The 17389-nt window shown below is 74.7% G+C and carries 13 protein-coding genes; 7 read left to right on the top strand and 6 right to left on the bottom strand.

What is annotated here, in order from left to right:
* Nucleotides 1–30 precede the first annotated feature (30 nt).
* Nucleotides 31–981: an acyl-ACP desaturase gene (locus ACI8AP_RS15125; RefSeq protein ID WP_456590181.1), complete on the top strand. Its 951-nt coding sequence runs from the start codon at nt 31–33 to the stop codon at nt 979–981.
* Nucleotides 982–1051: 70 nt separating this feature from the next.
* Here the strand turns inward: ACI8AP_RS15125 and ACI8AP_RS15120 are convergent, their stop codons facing one another.
* Both ACI8AP_RS15120 and ACI8AP_RS15115 read right to left on the bottom strand, forming a co-directional pair.
* Entirely contained in the window at nt 1052–1570 is a 519-nt protein-coding gene (locus ACI8AP_RS15120) for an N-acetyltransferase family protein (RefSeq protein WP_456590180.1), read from the bottom strand.
* Between the two features lie 77 nt (nt 1571–1647).
* A complete protein-coding gene (locus ACI8AP_RS15115) occupies nt 1648–2157 on the bottom strand; it encodes a GbsR/MarR family transcriptional regulator (RefSeq protein ID WP_456590179.1) in 510 nt (169 codons plus the stop codon).
* A gap of 75 nt (nt 2158–2232) precedes the next feature.
* Here ACI8AP_RS15115 and ACI8AP_RS15110 point away from each other — a divergent pair, with 75 nt between their 5' ends.
* On the top strand, nt 2233–3162 hold the full coding sequence (locus ACI8AP_RS15110) for an ABC transporter ATP-binding protein (protein ID WP_456590178.1): 930 nt from the start codon (nt 2233–2235) through the stop codon (nt 3160–3162).
* A complete protein-coding gene (locus ACI8AP_RS15105) occupies nt 3159–4763 on the top strand; it encodes an ABC transporter permease (protein WP_456590177.1) in 1605 nt (534 codons plus the stop codon). Before ACI8AP_RS15110 ends, ACI8AP_RS15105 begins: the two co-directional genes overlap by 4 nt.
* A gap of 39 nt (nt 4764–4802) precedes the next feature.
* On the opposite strand, the gene ACI8AP_RS15100 is transcribed toward ACI8AP_RS15105, so the two are convergent.
* Nucleotides 4803–6347 carry an LCP family protein gene (locus ACI8AP_RS15100; RefSeq protein ID WP_456590176.1) on the bottom strand — a complete coding sequence of 515 codons (1545 nt, stop codon included), beginning with the start codon at nt 6345–6347 and terminating at the stop codon, nt 4803–4805.
* Between the two features lie 164 nt (nt 6348–6511).
* Here ACI8AP_RS15100 and ACI8AP_RS15095 point away from each other — a divergent pair, with 164 nt between their 5' ends.
* The 3 genes from ACI8AP_RS15095 (at nt 6512) to ACI8AP_RS15085 (ending at nt 10810) form a co-directional block, all read left to right on the top strand.
* Nucleotides 6512–7300, top strand: a complete 789-nt coding sequence (locus tag ACI8AP_RS15095) for an exodeoxyribonuclease III (RefSeq protein WP_456590175.1) — start codon at nt 6512–6514, stop codon at nt 7298–7300.
* Nucleotides 7301–7322: 22 nt separating this feature from the next.
* On the top strand, nt 7323–8069 hold the full coding sequence (yaaA, locus tag ACI8AP_RS15090) for a peroxide stress protein YaaA (protein ID WP_456590174.1): 747 nt from the start codon (nt 7323–7325) through the stop codon (nt 8067–8069).
* A gap of 140 nt (nt 8070–8209) precedes the next feature.
* Nucleotides 8210–10810 (top strand): SpoIIE family protein phosphatase, encoded by a 2601-nt coding sequence (locus ACI8AP_RS15085; RefSeq protein WP_456590173.1) that lies wholly within the window; start codon nt 8210–8212, stop codon nt 10808–10810.
* A 12-nt stretch (nt 10811–10822) separates the two neighbouring features.
* Here ACI8AP_RS15085 and ACI8AP_RS15080 read toward each other — a convergent pair whose 3' ends face one another.
* A complete protein-coding gene (locus ACI8AP_RS15080; protein ID WP_456590172.1) occupies nt 10823–12565 on the bottom strand; it encodes a DEAD/DEAH box helicase in 1743 nt (580 codons plus the stop codon).
* A 63-nt stretch (nt 12566–12628) separates the two neighbouring features.
* Between ACI8AP_RS15080 and ACI8AP_RS15075 the strand changes: the two genes are divergently transcribed.
* The gene (locus ACI8AP_RS15075) at nt 12629–14047 is read left to right on the top strand and encodes an amidase (protein WP_456590171.1); all 1419 of its coding nucleotides are present in this window, start codon (nt 12629–12631) and stop codon (nt 14045–14047) included.
* Between the two features lie 110 nt (nt 14048–14157).
* Here ACI8AP_RS15075 and ACI8AP_RS15070 read toward each other — a convergent pair whose 3' ends face one another.
* On the bottom strand, nt 14158–15516 hold the full coding sequence (locus ACI8AP_RS15070) for a glucose-6-phosphate dehydrogenase (RefSeq protein ID WP_456590170.1): 1359 nt from the start codon (nt 15514–15516) through the stop codon (nt 14158–14160).
* Complete coding sequence (locus tag ACI8AP_RS15065) at nt 15513–17372, bottom strand: glycoside hydrolase family 15 protein (RefSeq protein WP_456590169.1); 1860 nt, start codon at nt 17370–17372, stop codon at nt 15513–15515. Before ACI8AP_RS15065 ends, ACI8AP_RS15070 begins: the two co-directional genes overlap by 4 nt.
* Nucleotides 17373–17389: the final 17 nt, after the last annotated feature.

Raw genomic sequence — 17389 nt, 5'->3', positions numbered from 1 at the left:
GACGCAGGTCGAGCCGACCCGGAGGTCCCCATGCCCCAGACATCCCCGCAGGCAGCCGTGCTCACCGAGCTCGAACCGGTGGTCGCGGAGAACCTCGACCGGCACATCAGGATGGCCAAGGAATGGCATCCGCACGACTACGTGCCCTGGGACGAGGGGCGCAACTTCGCCTTCCTCGGCGGCGAGGACTGGTCCCCCGAGCAGTCCCGGCTGGACGCGACGGCCAAGGCCGCGATGTTCGTGAACCTGCTGACCGAGGACAACCTGCCCAGCTACCACCGCGAGATCGCCACCCGCTTCGGCCGGGACGGCGCCTGGGGGCAGTGGGTGGGCCGCTGGACCGCGGAGGAGGGGCGGCACGGTGTCGCGCTGCGCGACTACCTGGTCGTCACCCGCGGCGTCGACCCGGTGGAGCTGGAGCGGGCCCGGATGGACTACATGACCACCGGCTACGACTCCGGGGACAAGACCCCGCTCGAGGCCGTCGCCTACGTCTCGTTCCAGGAGCTCGCCACCCGGGTGTCGCACCGCAACACCGGCAAGGCCACCGGTGACCCGATCGCGGACAAGCTGCTGGCCCGCATCGCAACCGACGAGAACCTGCACATGATCTTCTACCGCAACCTGGTGACGGCGGCGTTCGACATCGACCCCGACGAGATGATGAAGGCCGTCGCCAAGGAGGTCATGACCTTCGAGATGCCCGGCGCGAACATGGCCAACTTCCGGAAGAACTCCACGATCATCGCCAAGGCCGGCATCTACGACCTGCGGCTGCACCACGACGAGGTGGTCAGCCCGATCCTGCGCACCTGGAAGGTCTTCGAGCGCAGCGACCTCGGCCCCGAGGGCGAGCAGGCCCGCGAGCAGCTGGCCGAGTTCCTCGCCGGCCTCGACGCCCAAGCGACGAAGTTCGTGGAGAGCCGCGAGCGGATGCGGGCCCGCATGGCGGCCAAGGGCGAGGTCCCGGTCCAGGTCTGACGCAAGACGTCTGACGCGAGGGGTCTGACGCGAGGGCGACGGGCGGCGGCTCGAACCGTCCGCCCGACGCTCAGAGCGGACAGGCCATGACGATCTCGTCGCGGTCGTCGCCCGGTGCGACCCGGATCGCGCCGGGCAGCCGCCCGACCTCCTGGTAGCCGAGCCCCCGGTAGAACCCGTCCACGCCGGTGCCCCCGCGAACGGTCAGGTGCAGGAATTCCCAGCCCCGGTCCCGGGCGATCCGGTGCACCCCGTCCATGAGCACCCGACCGAGACCCTGGCCCTGGCGCGAGGGGTGCACCTGCACCCGCAGCACCGTCCCCCAGTGGCGGCGCAGCGGGCTCAGCGACCCGACGACGCTGGCGAAGCCCGCCGTCTCGCCGTCCACCTCGAGCAGGGCGAGCACGTCCCGGCCGGAGTGGACGCCCTCCAGGAGCTTGTCGAGCAGCGGGACGACGTCGTCCTGCGTCACCGGCGGCACGAACCCGACGGCGCCGCCGGCGTTGGTGACGTCGGTCCAGCAGGCGAGCAGCTCGGCGCGCAGCGCCGCGTCGACGGTGGCAACGGGCCGGACGGAGGGAGCGGGCACCCGGCCATTCTCCGTGGCGGCGCTCGGCGGCCTGCGGCGCCCCTCGGCGCGCAGCGGGCGGGTGCCCGCGCCCCGGGTCAGCCGGAGCGGCCGGGTACGACGCGACGGACCCGCTCCGCGGGCCAGCGGGCGACCGCCTCGGCGAGCACCTCGTGCAGGAAGGCGAGGAACTCCCGGGTCTCGGCCAGCCGGCGCCCGCCCGGGCGGTCGACGCCGATCAGCTCGATGCCCCCCGCGACGACGTCCTCGAACCGCTGCAACGCCGCCAGCTCCGCCCCGGCGAACCGCGTCCACAGGTTTTCGTCGTCGAGGACGTAGAGGTCGCTGCGCGTCCCCGGCTCCCGTTCGCGGACGAGGAACCCGACCTGCACCAGCTGGCGGACCGCGCCACTGATCGCGGCCGGGCTGACCTGCAGCCCCTCGGCCAGCTCGGCGGCGGTGTAGCGGTCGGCGTCGTCGGCGAGGGCGTAGGCGAAGACCCGGGCCGGCATCGGCGGCATGCCCGACTCCCGCAGGACCAGGGCGAACCGCTCGACGAAGCGGAGCAGGGTGGCCCGCTCCTCGTCCGTCGCATCCACGCTGGTCACTCCCTCACGGTACCGGACCCGTCGGGCACGCAATGAACTTCACAACTTTGTGAAATGAGTGTAGGTTCTGCCGCCGTGACCACAGCCATCTCCGTCTCCGGCCTGGTGAAGACCTTCGGCGCCACCCGCGCCCTCGACGGCCTCGACCTCGAGGTCGCCTCCGGCGAGGTGCACGGCTTCCTCGGCCCGAACGGGTCCGGGAAGTCCACGACCATCCGCGTGCTGCTGGGCCTGCTCCGCCCCGACGCGGGCCGGACCGAGCTGCTGGGCGGTGATCCGTGGCGCGACGCCGTCGCGCTGCACCGCCGGCTCGCCTACGTCCCGGGGGACGTGACGCTGTGGCCGACCATCAGCGGTGGCGAGGCGATCGACCTCATCGGCGCACTGCGCGGCGGCCTCGATCCGCGGCGCCGCACGGAGTTGCTGGAGCGCTTCGACCTCGACCCTCGGAAGAAGGCGCGCACCTACTCGAAGGGCAACCGGCAGAAGGTCGCCCTCGTCGCGGCGCTCGCCTCCGACGCGGAGCTGTTCATCCTGGACGAGCCGACCTCGGGCCTGGACCCGCTCATGGAGGCCGTGTTCCAGGAGTGCATCCGCGAACTGCGCGCCGAGGGCCGGACGGTGCTCCTGTCCAGCCACATCCTCGCCGAGGCCGAGGCCCTCTGCGACCGGGTGAGCATCATCCGGCTCGGCCGGACCGTGCAGAGCGGCACGCTGGCCGAGCTGCGCCACCTCACCCGGATGTCCATGGCGGTGGAGACCGAGCGTCCCGCCGACGGGCTGAGCTCCCTGCCCGGGGTGCACGACCTGCGGCACGAGGACGGCCGGGTGCACTTCGACGTCGACACCGACGCGCTCGACGGGGTGCTGCGCCACCTCGCCCCCCTGGGCGTGCGCGGCCTGACGAGCACCCCGCCCACCCTCGAGGAGCTGTTCCTCCGGCACTACGGCGACGAGCTCGCCGCCGACGGCGTGCCCGTTCCCCAGGAGGCGGGGCGGTCGTGAGCAACGCATCGAGCACGCTCGCCGGCACCGGCGCCCTGTTCCGCTTCGCCCTGCGCCGGGACCGGCTGCGGCTGCCGATCTGGATCGCCGCCGGCACCTTCATGGTGCTCACGCAGTCCGTCTCCAGCCAGGCCCTCTACGACACCCCCGCCGACCTGGCCGCGTACCAGGCCTCGGTCGGCAGCAACGCGGCGACCATCGCGCTGGCCGGCCCCCCGGTCGGGCTGGACACCGTCGCCGGCGCGGTCGCGTTCGAGATCTCCGCGACGCTGATGCTGATCGCCGCGCTGATGGCGATGTTCACCGTCACCCGGCACACCCGCGCCGACGAGGAGGCCGGCCGCACCGAGCTGCTCCGGTCGGCGCGCGTCGGCCGGCACGCGCCGCTGCTGGCCGCCGTGCTGCTCTCCTCGCTGGCGTGCGTCGTGCTGGCGCTGACCATCGGCGCGGCCACGACGGCCTCGGGGCTGCCGGCGGTCGGCTCGTTCGTGCTCGGCGCGTCGGTGGGCGCGTGCGGGCTGGTCTTCACCGGGATCACCGCGGTCGCCGCCCAGGCCACCGGTTCCACCCGCGGCGTCTACGGCCTGGTCGGTGGGCTGTTCGCCGTCGCGTTCGTGCTGCGCGCCATCGGCGACATCGAGGGCAACTGGGTGGTGTGGACCTCGCCGATCGGCTGGGCGCAGGCCACGCACCCGTTCACCGACGACGCCCCCGCCCCCCTGGCACTGTGCCTCGTCGTCGCCGCCGTCCTCGTCGTCGCCGGCTTCGCCCTGCTCGACCGCCGGGACCTCGGCTCCGGGCTCGTGCAGCCCCGGCCCGGCCGGCCCACCGCGCGGCGGGCACTCCTCTCCCCGCTCGGGCTGGCGCTCCGGCTGCACCGCGGTGCGCTCATCGCCTGGACGGTCGGGCTCAGCCTGCTCGGCGTGGTCTACGGCGCCCTGGCGGAGTCGGTCGAGACGCTGATCGCGGGGAACGAGCAGGCACTGGCCGTCTTCGGCGACCCCGACCTCGGCCGGCTCGTCGACGCCTACCTCGGCACAACGTTCGCCGTCACGGCACTGCTGGCCTCGGCCTACGCGGTGTCGGCGGTCCTCCGGGCCCGCACCGAGGAGTCGGACGACCGGGCCGAGGTGCTGCTCGCCACGGCGACCAGCCGCCCGGCCTGGCTGGGCAGCCACGTGCTGGTCGCGCTGCTGGGCTCGGCGCTGGCGATGACCGCCGCGGGGGTGACCACCGGGCTGGTGCGGGTGGCGCAGACGGGGGACGCGGCGGCGCTCGGCCGGATGGTGGGCGCTGCGGTCTCCTACGTCCCGGCCATCTGGGTCGTCGCCGGCATCGCCGTCGCGCTCTTCGGGCTGCTGCCCCGCCTGGCCGCGGCCGTGGCGTGGGCCGCGGTCGGGCTCTTCCTCGTGATCACCATGTTCGCCGAGTCGTTCGACTGGCCGGGCTGGGTGAGCGACCTGTCGCCGATCGCCTGGATCCCGACGCTGCCGCTCGAGGAGTGGCGACTCGCGCCACTCGTCGGGCTGGCCGGTGTCGCCGGCGTCCTCCTGGCGGCCGGTTTCACCGGCTTCCGCCGGCGGGACATCGCCCTGGGCTGATCGGCACCGCCCTGGGCCGTCCGGCATCCGCCCGGGTGCTCACTTGGTCGGCGGCTCGCCCTCCGCGCGCGCCTCGGCCGCACGGGCCGGGTCGTAGGCGCAGGCGTCGGCGACGTCGATGACCGGGTCGTCCTCCGGCTCGGGGGCCTCCGGCGGTCCAGGGGCTTCCGCCCCCGGCGCCCCGTCCCCCGGCGGCGCAGGCGCAGGCGCCGGCGGCGGGTCGATCGCCTCCTGCACGAGCTGCCGGATCCGGTCGTAGTCCGGATACGCGGGATCGATCACCGAGGGGTCGAACACGACGCTGCGGATCTCGGCGTCCTTCACGAGGAAGGCCAGGTCGACGAAGTCGTCGAGCCGCGAGCGCGGGATGTCGGTGCTGACGATGTCCTCGGTGGTCGCGGCCAGCTGCTGGTAGCGCTGCAGGAGCGTCACCGGGTCGGCGGCGTCGACGATCGCGGAGATGGTGCAGCGCTGCCGCGCCATGCGGTCGTAGTCGCTCAACCCGAACCGGCCCCGGGCGAACTGCAGCGCGGTGTACCCGTCCATGCGGCGGTCCGGCCCTGGCTCGATGTAGTCGTCGGGCAGCTCGCCGGTGCCCGGGTCGCCGTTGATGGGCACGTAGTAGTTCACGTTGACCGTGATCCCACCGAGCGCGTCGACCAGCCGGCTGAACCCCTCAAGGTTGACCAGCACGAAGTAGTCGATCCGCAGGCCGAGGGCCTCCCCGACGCCCAGCTTCAGGAAGTCGGCGCCCGGGTCGTCGGTGGGGCCGAGGGCGTCGGGGTACCAGGCCGGGCCGTTGCGGTAGACGGCGTTGAGGAGGCTCTCGCTCTCGCTGCCGGCGTCGAAGCCCTCGGGGTAGAGCTCGGCCAGCGGGCTGTCCTCGGGGAACGGCAGGTCCTGGAGGTTGCGGGGCAGGCTGAACAGGAGGGTCTCGCCGGTGGCGGTGTCGGTGCTGGCCACGATGACCGTGTCGGTGCGAACGCCCTCACGCCCCTCCCCGCCGTCGCCCCCCAGCAGCAGCACGTTCACCCGCTCGCGCCCACCGAAGAGCTCGGCGGTGCCGTCGTCCGGCTCCTCGTCGACGGTGGCCGACCTCCGGTCGTCGTCGAACACACCGGCGATGAGGTCCCGCGACGTCGTCGCCAGGCGCCCCACGAAGACGGCCGGGACGACGATCGCCACGACGAGCACCGCCACGACCAACCCGCCGGCGACGCGCCGCCCGCGCGACGTGCCGGCCGGCACGAGCATCCGGTAGCCGGCCACGACGACGGCGATCCACAGCGCGGCCAGCACGCCGATGCCGATGGTGGTCCAGAGCAGGACGTCGGTGTCGACGAGGGTGCGGGCGGCGAACCGCTGTCCCCCGGTGGCCAGCCACCCGGCGGCGGCGGCCAGGAGGAGGAAGACGGTGAGGACGACCGCGCCGAGCCGTCGGCGGCCGGCGGCGAGCAGCGCGACGCCGGGCACCAGCGCGCCGAGGACGGTCCAGCCGAGGGCGGCGCCGAACCCGCGCCGCGGAACGGCCCCCGACGCCCGCGCTCCACGCTGCGGGGCGGGAGGTGTCGTCCCGACGGTCATCCCACGCCCTCCGCGCCAGCCCAGCTCACGCGGCCATGCTCCCACCGTTCGGCCAGGTCGGGACGCCCGCGGCCGGCCCTCCGGGCAGGTCCGCCCGATCCGGCGACACCGACACCCGGGGCGGCCGGGCCGCTCCGTCGGTGGCTCTCCGTAAGCTCCGGGTCGTGCGCCTGGCCACCTGGAACGTGAACTCGATCCGCACCCGCGCCGACCGCGTCGCGGCCTTCCTGGAGCGGCACGACGTCGACGTCCTGGCCATGCAGGAGACCAAGTGCCGGGACGACCAGTTCCCGCTGGACCGGTTCACGGCGCTCGGCTACGAGGTCGCGCACGTCGGCTACTCGCAGTGGAACGGGGTGTCGATCCTGTCCCGCGTGGGGCTGGAGGACGTCACCGTCGGCTTCCCCGGTCAGCCGTGCTGGGGCGAGGAGACCACCTGCGAGGCGCGGGCGCTGGCCGCCACCTGCGCCGGCGTCCGGGTGTGGAGCCTCTACGTGCCCAACGGGCGCACGCTGGCCGACCCGCACTACACCTACAAGCTGGAGTGGCTGGCCGCCCTGCGGGACACGGCGGCGGGCTGGCTGGCCGAGGACCCCGCCGCGCAGGTCGCCCTCGTCGGCGACTGGAACATCGCCCCGCAGGACGACGACGTCTGGGACATGTCGGTGTTCAGCCAGTCGACGCACGTCTCCGCCCCGGAGCGGGCGGCCTTCCAGGCGGTGGTCGACGCCGGGTACGCCGACGTGGTCCGCCCGCACGCCCCCGGCCCGGGGGTCTACACCTACTGGGACTACACGCAGCTGCGCTTCCCCCGGCGCGAGGGCATGCGCATCGACTTCGTCCTGGGGTCCCCGGCGCTGGCCGCGCGGGTCGGTGGGGCGTTCATCGACCGCGAGGAGCGCAAGGGGAAGGGCGCGAGCGACCACGCCCCGGTGGTGGTCGACCTGAGCTGACGGGCGCTTAGGCTGGCGCCTCGTGCTCGTCCTGCTGCCCCCGTCGGAGACCAAGGCCCCCGGCGGTGACGGCCCTCCGCTCGACCTCGCCGCGCTCACCGCGCCGCAGCTCACCCCGGTGCGGACCCAGCTCACCGAGGCGCTGGTGGAGCTCGCCGGCGACGTCCCGGCCTCCCGGGCGGCGCTCGGGCTCTCCCCGAAGCAGGACGAGGAGATCGCCCGCAACGCGGCCCTCTTCTCCGCCAGCACGCTCCCGGCCCTGCAGCGCTACACGGGCGTCCTCTACGACGCCCTGGACATCGGCTCCCTCTCCCGGGCGCAACGGGCCCGCGCCGACCGCCGGCTGGCGGTGGGGTCGGCGCTGTTCGGCCTGGTCGCCGGCGGGGACCGGATCCCGGCCTACCGCCTGTCGGCGGGCTCCACGCTGCCCGGTCGGCCCACCCTGCGCGCCCTGTGGCGGCCGGCGCTCGGGCCGGTGCTCGACGGCGTCGAGGGGCTCGTCGTCGATCTGCGCAGCGGTTCCTACGCGGCGCTGGCCCCCGCGCCCGGCGCGGTCACGGTCACCGTGCTGAGCGAACGGCCCGACGGCACCCGCGCGGTGGTGAGCCACTTCAACAAGGCGCACAAGGGCCGGGTGGCCCGGTTGCTCGCCAGCACGACGGCCGAGCCGGACGACGTCGTGCGGCTCAGGGGACTGCTGAGGCGGGCGGGGTTGCACGTGGAACATGACGGCGGCACGGCGTTGACCCTGGTCGTGCCCGCCCGGTGAGGCCCATCTCTCCCGCCCATACCGAGCAGTTGGTTGCACGCAACCGGCTAGTCGTGACATAACTGCGGTGATCCGGTGCGCCCGAACAGTGCGGCGCCCGGTGTCACGGATCCGGCGACCGCCGGGGCAGAAGGGCTTCGGTGGACGGATCGGACCGCACGGTCGGCGCGGCAGCGACCCTCGGCGCCTGGTCGGCGGCCCAGCTGCGGCAGGATCCCGCCCGGGTGGCGGCTGCCCGCGCCGTCCTCCCGTACGGGGACCTCACCGGCCTGGACCGCCTCGCGGCGCTCGCCGCCCGGCTCCTGGGCACCAGCGGGAGCCAGGTCTCTCTGCTGGTGGACATCCAGCACGTCGCCGCCGGCACCGGCGCCGCCGCCGTGGGCACCACCGGACCGCTCGAGGAATCCCTCTGCACGGTGACCGCCGCGCTGCCCGCGGGGGAGGCGCTCGTCGTTCCCGACGCCCGGTCGGACGAGCGCGTCCGCGACCTCCCGCCCGTCCGGGCCGGCGCCGTCGGTTCCTACCTGGGCATCGCGCTCACCGACGCCTCGGGTGCCGTCGTCGGCGCGCTCTGCGTCTTCGACCCCGAGCCGCGGCCGTGGGCCGCGTCGGAGATCGACACGCTCCGCGAGCTGGCCGGCTCGGTGATGACCGAGCTCGAGCTCTCGGCGCTGCTGCGGCGGTCCGAGAACGACCGGGTGCGCTGGGAGCTGGCGACCGAGGCCGGCGAGGTCGGCACGTTCGACTGGGACCTGGCGACCGGGCAGCTGATCTGGGACGAGCAGCTGATCACGCTGTTCGGCTACGACGCCGAGGGCTTCGACCAGACGATCGAGGCGTTCAACGCGCGGCTACACCCGGACGACCTGGAGCCGGTCGGGGAGGCGCTGCAGAACGCCATCGACGAGTGCGGCGACTTCGACGCGACCTACCGCGTGGTCCGACCCGACGGCGAGACCCGGTGGGTGCACGCCCGCGGCCGGGCGCTGCCCGACCGCCACGGCTCCGCCGTCCGCCTGCTCGGCGCCGCCTTCGACATCACCGGCGAGCGGGAGGCGGCCACCCTGGTCACCCGGGTGCTCGAGGCGATGCCCGCCGGCTTCTACAGCCTCGACCGCGACTGGCGGTTCACCCACGTGAACGCCGAGGCCGAGCGGCTGCTGCAGGTGACCCGCGACGAGCTGCTCGGCCGCGTGCTGTGGGAGGCCTTCCCGGACGCGCTCAACAGCGTCTTCGAGGACGGCTTCGACCAGGCGGTCCGCACCGGCGAGCCGGTGTCGTTCGACGCCTACTACCCGGCCCCGCTGGACGGCTGGTACGAGCTGCGCGCCTGGCCGAGCCCCGACGGGCTCTCGGTGTACTTCCTCGAGGTCACCGAGCGCCGCCGGATGCAGGAGCAGGCGGAGCGGTCGGCCCAGCGACTGGCGCTGTTGGCACGCGTCAGCGCCGACCTGGCCGGCGCCCTGGACCAGCAGGCAGCGATGGCGCACCTGCCCCAGCTGGTCGTGCCGGCGCTCGCCGACTTCTGCATCGTCACGATCGTGGACGAGGACGGCCGGCCGCGGGACGTCGGCGGCTGGCACGCCGACCCCGCGATGTGCCCGGTGCTGGAGCGGTACCGGAGCGTGCGGATGGACTCGATGCCGCCGGACTCGCCGGCCGCGATCGCGCTGCGCACCGGTGAGCAGCAGCGCAGCGACGGGGCCGCGGTGCTGGAGCTCATGGCCCCGGGCGAGGCCAGGGACCTGCTGGCCCGGCTCGGCCCCCGCGAGGCCGTCGTCCTGCCCATGCGCGGGCGCAACCGCACGCTGGGCCTGCTCACCGTCTACTACACCCGTGCGACCCCGACCCAGGCGGAGAACCTGGCCACCGCCCAGGAGGCCGCCGACCGCGCCGGTCTGGCCCTGGACAACGGCCGCCTGTACACCGCCCAGCAGCAACTCGCCGAGGGGCTGCAGCGCAGCCTGCTCACCGAGCCCCCCGAGCCCGACCACGCCGAGATCGCGGTGCGCTACCTCCCCGCCGCGGAGGCCGCCCGGGTCGGCGGGGACTGGTACGACGCCTTTCTGCAGCCAGGTGGCTCGACGATGCTGGTCATCGGCGACGTCGTCGGGCACGACACCGAGGCCGCGGCCGCCATGGGGCAGCTGCGCGGGCTGCTGCGCGGGGTCGCCACCTACAGCGACGCCGGCCCCGGCGAGGTCCTGCGCGGGCTCGACGCCTCGATGACGACGCTGCAGATCCCGACGCTGGCCACCGCGGCCGTGGCCCGGTTCGAGCAAACCCCCGAGGAGCTGGGCCAGGGCATCACCAGGATGCGCTGGGCGAACGCCGGGCACCTGCCGCCGCTGGTCCTCACCCCGGACGGCAAGGTGGCGGAGCTCGGCGAGTGGACCGGCGACCTGCTGCTCGGTGTCGACCCCAGCACCCAGCGGCGGGAGACGGTGGCCACGCTCGAGCGCGGCTCGACGGTCCTGCTCTACACCGACGGGCTCGTCGAGCGCCGCGACTCCGACCTCGACGAGGGGATCCAGCGGCTGCGCGAGGCGGTGGTCGAGCTGGCCGACCTGCCGCTGCAGCACCTGCTGGACGAACTGCTCGACCGGCTGGTGCACGGCCGGCCCGAGGACGACGTCGCGCTGGTCGCGGTCCGGCTGCACCCCCAGGACCGCCCCCGGCCGGCCGAGGCCGGACCGGTCCGGGTGCCGCCCACCGTGCCCCAGGATCCGGCCGGGGCCTAGCCCGCCGGTGGGTCAGCGGCCGCGGTCGCGCCGCACCTGCGCCTTGCGCCCCTTGATCATCGTGGCGCGCAGCGCCTGCACGACCTCGTCGGCCGCGGACTCGGGCACCTCCACCAGGGCGAACCGCTGGTGGATCTCGATCGACCCGACGTCGCGCCCGGTCAGCCCGGTCTCCCCGGTGATGGCGCCGACCAGGTCGCCCGGCCGGATGCCGGCGTCCCGGCCCACCCCCACGAACAGGCGCGCGCCCGGAGCGCCGCCGGAGCGCCCGGCCGGACGGCCGCCGCGCTCGTCCCGGCGCCCGCCGTCCCGGCCGCCCCCCGCGCGCCCGCCGTCCCGCTCCGGGCGGAAGGAGACCTGGGGGATCTCCTCGTCGTCGTCCACCGGCCCGGCCGCCTCGTGCGCGAGCTTCACCGCCGCGAGCGCCACCTCCATGAGGTCGAACTCGTCGGTGAGGGTCTCGACGACCACCCGGAAGCGGTCCAGGTCGTCGGTGAGCAGGCTCTCCCGCAGCGCGCCCCGGGTGAGGTCGAGCCGGCGGGCCCGCAGGTCGGCGACCGTGGGCACCTTCTCGACGGCGATCGGCGCGCCCGCGACCCGCTCGATGGTCTTGAGCATCCGGTGCTCCCGGGGCTCGGCGAGCGTGATCGCCACCCCCTCGCGGCCGGCCCGGCCGACCCGGCCGATGCGGTGCACGTAGGACTCCGGCGCCGACGGGACGTCGTAGTTGACGACGTGGGTGAGCTGCTCGACGTCCAGCCCGCGCGCCGCGACGTCGGTGGCCACCAGCAGCTCCGCGGTCCCCCCGCGCAGCCGGCCCATCACCCGGTCGCGCTGCTCCTGGCTCATCCCGCCGTGCAGGGCCTCGGCCCGGTACCCGCGGCCGTTCAGGGTCTCGGTGAGGGAGTCGACCTCCTCGCGGGTGCGGCAGAAGACGATCGCCGCCGTCGGCGCCTCGACGTCCAGGATCCGGCCCAGCGCGGCCGGCTTGGCACCGCGGGGGACGACGTAGGCGGTCTGCCGGATGCGGGGCGCCGTACCGGGCGCCGCCCGCTCCCGGGCGATGGTGATCCGCACCGGGTCGGTGAGGTGGCGGCGCGCCAGCGCGTCCAGGCGGCGGGGCATCGTGGCCGAGAAGAGCACCGTCTGCCGCTCCTCCGGGGTCGCGTCGAGGATCGCCTCGAGGTCCTCGGCGAAGCCCATGTCGAGCATCTCGTCGGCCTCGTCCAGCACGACGGTCGCGATCTCGCCGAGGTGCAGCGCGCCGCGGTTGAGCAGGTCGAGGGCGCGGCCGGGGGTCGCGACGACGACGTCGACGCCCGACTCCAGCGAGCGCAGCTGCCGCACGATCGGTGCCCCGCCGTAGACGGGCAGCACGCGGGCGCCCAGGTCACGGCCGTAGCGGTGCAGCGCCTCCGACACCTGGACGGCGAGCTCCCGCGTGGGCAGCAGCACCAGCGCGACCGGGTCCCGGTCGGTGCGGTGGGCCGGCATCCGCTGGAGCACGGGCAGCGAGAAGGCGGCGGTCTTACCGGTACCCGTGGCCGCCTGGCCCAGCAGGTCCCGGCCCTCCGCCAGCGGCGGGACGGCCTCGCGCTGGATGGGGGTCGGCTCCTCGTAGCCGAGGGCACCGAGCGCCTTCAGCAGTTCGGGGCGCAGGCCCAGGTCCTCGAAGGTGGTGCCCTCGAAGGTCGTGCCCTCGTTCGTGGTGTCCGCGGAGCCCGCGTCGTCGGCAGTGGTGCGTTCGTCGGTCATCACCGGTCATCGTTCCCCGGAGGCCGCACCCGCACGCACGCGGGCTTCTGGCAGGCTGCCGGGGTGACCGCCGACGACGAGCTCTGCACCCGCCCCGCCACCGAGCTGGCCGCACTCGTGCGCCGCCGGGAGGTGTCCGCCCGGGAGCTGCTCGAGGCGCACCTGCGGCGCATCGAGCGGGTGAACCCGCGGGTCAATGCGATCGTGACGCTGGACGCCGAGGCCGCCCGGGCCGCCGCCGACGCCGCCGACGCCGCGCAGGCCGCCGGCGAGCCGCTCGGCCCGCTGCACGGGCTCCCGGTCGCGCACAAGGACACCCACGCCACCGGGGGCATGCGCACGACCTGGGGCTCTCCGGTGCACGCCGACACCGTGCCGGACGCCGACGAGCTGGTGGTGGCCCGCCTGGTGGGCGCCGGGGCGATCCGCGTGGGCAAGACCAACGTGCCGGAGTTCGCGGCGGGCTCGCACACCTTCAACCCGGTGTTCGGCGCCACCCACAACCCCTACCGGCACGGGCTCTCCGCCGGCGGCTCCAGCGGCGGGGCCGCGGCCGCGCTGGCGGCCGGGCTGGTGCCCCTGGCCGAGGGCAGCGACATGGGCGGCTCGCTGCGCAACCCGGCCGCGTTCTGCAACGTCGTCGGGCTGCGGCCCACCCCCGGCCGCGTGCCCACCTGGCCGGCGCCGATGGGCTGGTCGACCCTCTCGGTGCAGGGGCCCATGGGGCGGACCGTGGCCGACGTCGCCCTGCAGCTGTCGGTGCTGGCCGGGCCGGACCCCCGGGTGCCGATCGCGCTGGAGGAGCCCGGCGCCGGGTTCGCCGCACCCCTGCCCGAGCGGCTGGACGGGCTGCGGGTGGCCTGGGCGCCCGACCTCGGCGGGCAGGTGACCGTCGACCCCGCGATCACCGCCGGGCTCGCGCCGTCGATCGCGGTGTTCGAGTCGCTGGGAGCGACGGTGGAGGAGGCCTGCCCCGACCTCTCCGGCGCCGACGAGGTGTTCGGCACGCTGCGGGCGTGGCTGTTCGACGCGTCGTTCGGCGAGCTGATCCGCCGCCACCCGGACCAGGTCAAGGAGTCGATCCGCTGGAACGCGGCGCGGGGCGCGGAGCTCACCGGCGCCGACCTGGCCCGCGCGGAGCAGCTGCACACGAAGCTGCACGAGCGGATGGTCGCGTTCTTCGAGCGGTACGACGTGCTGCTCGCCCCGACGACGCAGGTGCTGCCCTTCCCGGTGGAGATCGAGTACCCGACCGAGATCGCCGGCGTCCACCAGGACAACTACCTGGAGTGGATGCGCTCCTGCACGGTCATCTCGGCCACCGGCTGCCCGGCGCTGTCGGTGCCCGGCGGCTTCACCGCGGACGGGCTGCCGGTCGGCCTGCAGGTGATCGGCCCGGCCCGGGCCGACCGGCGGGTGCTCGAGGTGGGGCACGCGTTCGAGCAGGCGACCCGGTTCGGCGAGCGCCGGCCGGCCCTCTGAGCTCGTCTACTTGGTTCTAGCGCTCCAGCTAGATCTCCTTAGACCGGGCGAGATCTGCACACTCGCCCGCATCAGGTCCCTGATGGGGGCGGGTGTGCAGATCTCGCACGTCAAGCGGGGGTGGGGCCGTCGGAGCCGGCGGGGTACTCCAGCAACGGCGCCTCGCCGGCCGCCCACGCGGCGAGGGCCGGCTCCACGATCCGCCACGACTCCTCGGCCTCGACGTCGCTGATCGACAGCGCGGCGTCGCCCGCCAGCATCTCCCGGAGCAGCAACCCGTAGGCCGACAGCCCGGCCGGGGGCAGGGCGATGTCCAGGGTCCGCCGCTCGAGGTCGAACGGGTCGCCGGCGCCGTTGAGGTTGACCTCCAGCGCGATGCCGTCGGGGTCCAGCTGCATGCGCAGGACGTCGGGCTCGGGATCCTCGTCGGTGAAGGCGAGGTGCGGGACCGGCCGGAAGCGGATCACGATCTCCCGCCGCTGGGCGCCCAGTGCCTTCCCGCTCCGCAGGCGGAACGGGACGCCCGACCACCGCCAGTTGTCGATGGTCACGGTGAACTCGGCGTAGGTCTCGGTCCCCCGGTCCGGGTCCACGCCCTCCTCGACGGCGTAGTCGGGCAGCGCCCGCTCGCCGACGGTGCCGGCGGTGTACCGGGCGCGCACGGTGTCCCGGCGCACGTCCTCCGGCGGCCGGACGGCGCGCAGCACGTCGCCCTTGCGGGCCGCGAGCCCCGCCGCGTCGACGGTCAGCGGTGGCTCCATCGCCACCAGGGCCAGCAGCTGCAGCAGGTGGTTCTGCAGCATGTCGCGCAGGGCGCCGGCGGTGTCGTAGTAGCCGGCCCGGCCCTCCAGCCCCAGCGTCTCGTCGAAGACGATGTCCACGCGCTCGATGTGCGCGGCGTTCCACACCGGTTCGAACAACCGGTTGGCGAACCGCAGCCCCAGGACGTTGAGCACCGTCTGCTTGGCGAGGAAGTGGTCGATGCGGAAGACGGCGTCCTCCGGCGCCAGCTGGTGGAGGAGGCGGTTGAGCTCGCGCGCGTCGGCCCCGTCCCGGCCGAACGGCTTCTCCACGGCGACGATCGCCCCGTCGGGAAGCCCCACCTCCACCAGCGCTTCCAGGGTCGGCCGGAAGACGGTGTTCGGCAGCGCCAGGTAGACCACCGGCACGTGCTCGACCCGGTCGAGCGCCCGGCGCAGGTCCTCGCCCACGGTGACGTCCCCGCGGACGTGGCGGAGACGACCGACGACCCGGTCCCGGGTGCCCTCGGGGACGTGGGCGGCGTGGGCGTCCAGCCGGCGGCGCGCCCACCCCCGGTAGTCCTCGTCGCTCCACTCCTCCCGGCTCACCGCGAGGACGTCGACCTCCTCGTCGAGCACTCCCGCCTCGACGAGCTCGGCCAGCCCGGGCAGCAGCAACCGGCCGGTGAGGTCACCGCTCCCACCGAGGACGACGAACGACCGCTTCATGCCCGCTCCTCCCCCGCCCGCGCCGACTCGGCACGAGCCAGGTTCCACCCGCTCGTGATCACCCCGACGTGGCTGAACGCCTGCGGGAAGTTGCCGAGGAAGGCACCCGTCGAGGGGTCGACCTCCTCGGCCAGCAGACCGACCTCGTTGGCCCGCCCGCACAGCGAGTCGTACAGCGAGTGCGCCTCGTCGAGCCGGCCCTGACCGGCCAGGTTGTCGACCAGCCAGAAGCTGCAGAGCAGGAAGGCGCCCTCACCCCCGGGCAACCCGTCGGGCGACTCGTCGTGCAGGTACCGGTAGAGCAGCCCGTCGCCGGCGTCGAGGTGCCGGCGGACCGCCTCGGTGGTGGCCACCATGCGCGGGTCGTCCGCGGCGACGACCCGGCGCAGCGGCAGAGTGAGCAGCGAGCCGTCCAGCCCGCCCCGCTGCGCCTCCCCCGGCGGCGCCAGGTGCTCGGTGAAGGTCCCCCGCTCGTCGTCCCAGGCCTGCTCGAGCAGCGTCGCCCGGATCAGGTCGGCCTCCCGCTGCCACTCCCGCCGGGGGTGCGGCAGCCCGCAGAGGTCCGCGATGCGCAGCGCCCGGTCGACGGCGACGTGGCACAGGGCGACGGAGTAGGTGAAGGGCCGGCCCGCGGCGCGGATCTCCCAGATGCCGTTGTCCGGCGTCCGCCAGTTGGCGATCGCCTGGCCGGTCAGCTCGCACAGGGCGCGCCAGAGCGGCGGGGACACCTCGCCGCCGGCGCGCGCCCACTGGTAGGCGACGTCGAGCAGTTCGCCGTAGACGTCGTGCTGCACCTGCCGCGCCGCCCCGTTGCCCCACCGGACCGGCCCCGATCCCCGGTACCCCGAGAGCGTGAGGTCCTGCCACTCCAGGCCGGGGCGCCGGCCGTCGAGGGTGTAGACGATGCTCGCCCGGTCGTCGCGCTCGATGTTGCGCAGCGTCCAGGCCAGGAACGAGTCGGCCTCCTCGTGCATCCTGATCCGGCGCAGGGCGTAGGTGGTGAAGGCGGCGTCGCGCACCCAGGTGTAGCGGTAGTCCCAGTTGCGCACGCCGCCGATCGCCTCCGGCAGCGAGGAGGTCGCCGCGGCCATGATCGCGCCGGTGGAGGCGTGGTCGAGCAGCTTCAGCGTGAGCGCGGAGCGGCGCACGAGCTCCCGCTGCGGGCCGTCGTACTGGATGCGCCCGGCCCAGTCCCGCCAGGCGGCGGCGGTCTGGTCGACCAGCCGCTGGGGCGCGGTGCGCGACCGGGTGTGCGTCTGCCCCGACCAGTGCAGCGTGCAGGTGAGCAGCTCGCCGTCGTCGAGCTCCACGCGGGCGCTCAGGGCGCCGGTCCGGTCGACGGACAACTCGTGCGAGCACCACAGGGAGAGCTCGAGCTCCGGGTGGGCCGGCCAGAGGATGCGCCACGCGCCGAGCTCGCGCCGCACCTGGACGCCGTCGAGCGGGTCGAGGTGGACCTCGACCGTCACCCGACCCCCGACCGCCCGGGCCAGGCGCAGCAGTTCCCCCCGCCCCGGCGGCACCTGCTCGCCCAGGTCGGACCCCGAGCGCAGCGTCATGCAGTCGGTGAGCTCCAGCCGCCCGTCGGCGCCCTGCAGCTCGGTCACCAGGATCCCCGTGTCGGGCAGGTAGCGCTGGGCCGACTCCCGCAGCCCCGCCGGAGCGATGCCGAAGCTGCCGCCGCGCTCGGCGTCGAGGATGCCGGCGAGGAAGGGCCGGCTGTCGAAGTTCGGCAGGCACAGCCAGGGGATGCTGCCGTCCCGGGCCACCAGCGCGCAGGTGAGGCCGTCACCGATCAGGCCGTGGTCCTCGATGGGCAGGTACCCGTCGGTGCGGTCGAGCGGGCGCAGCGGCACAGCGGCTCCTCAGGTCG

The organism is Blastococcus sp. SYSU DS1021 (assembly GCF_054050995.1).
Note: the sequence above shows the minus strand (reverse complement) of the source record. Positions and strands in the feature narration are given on the sequence as shown.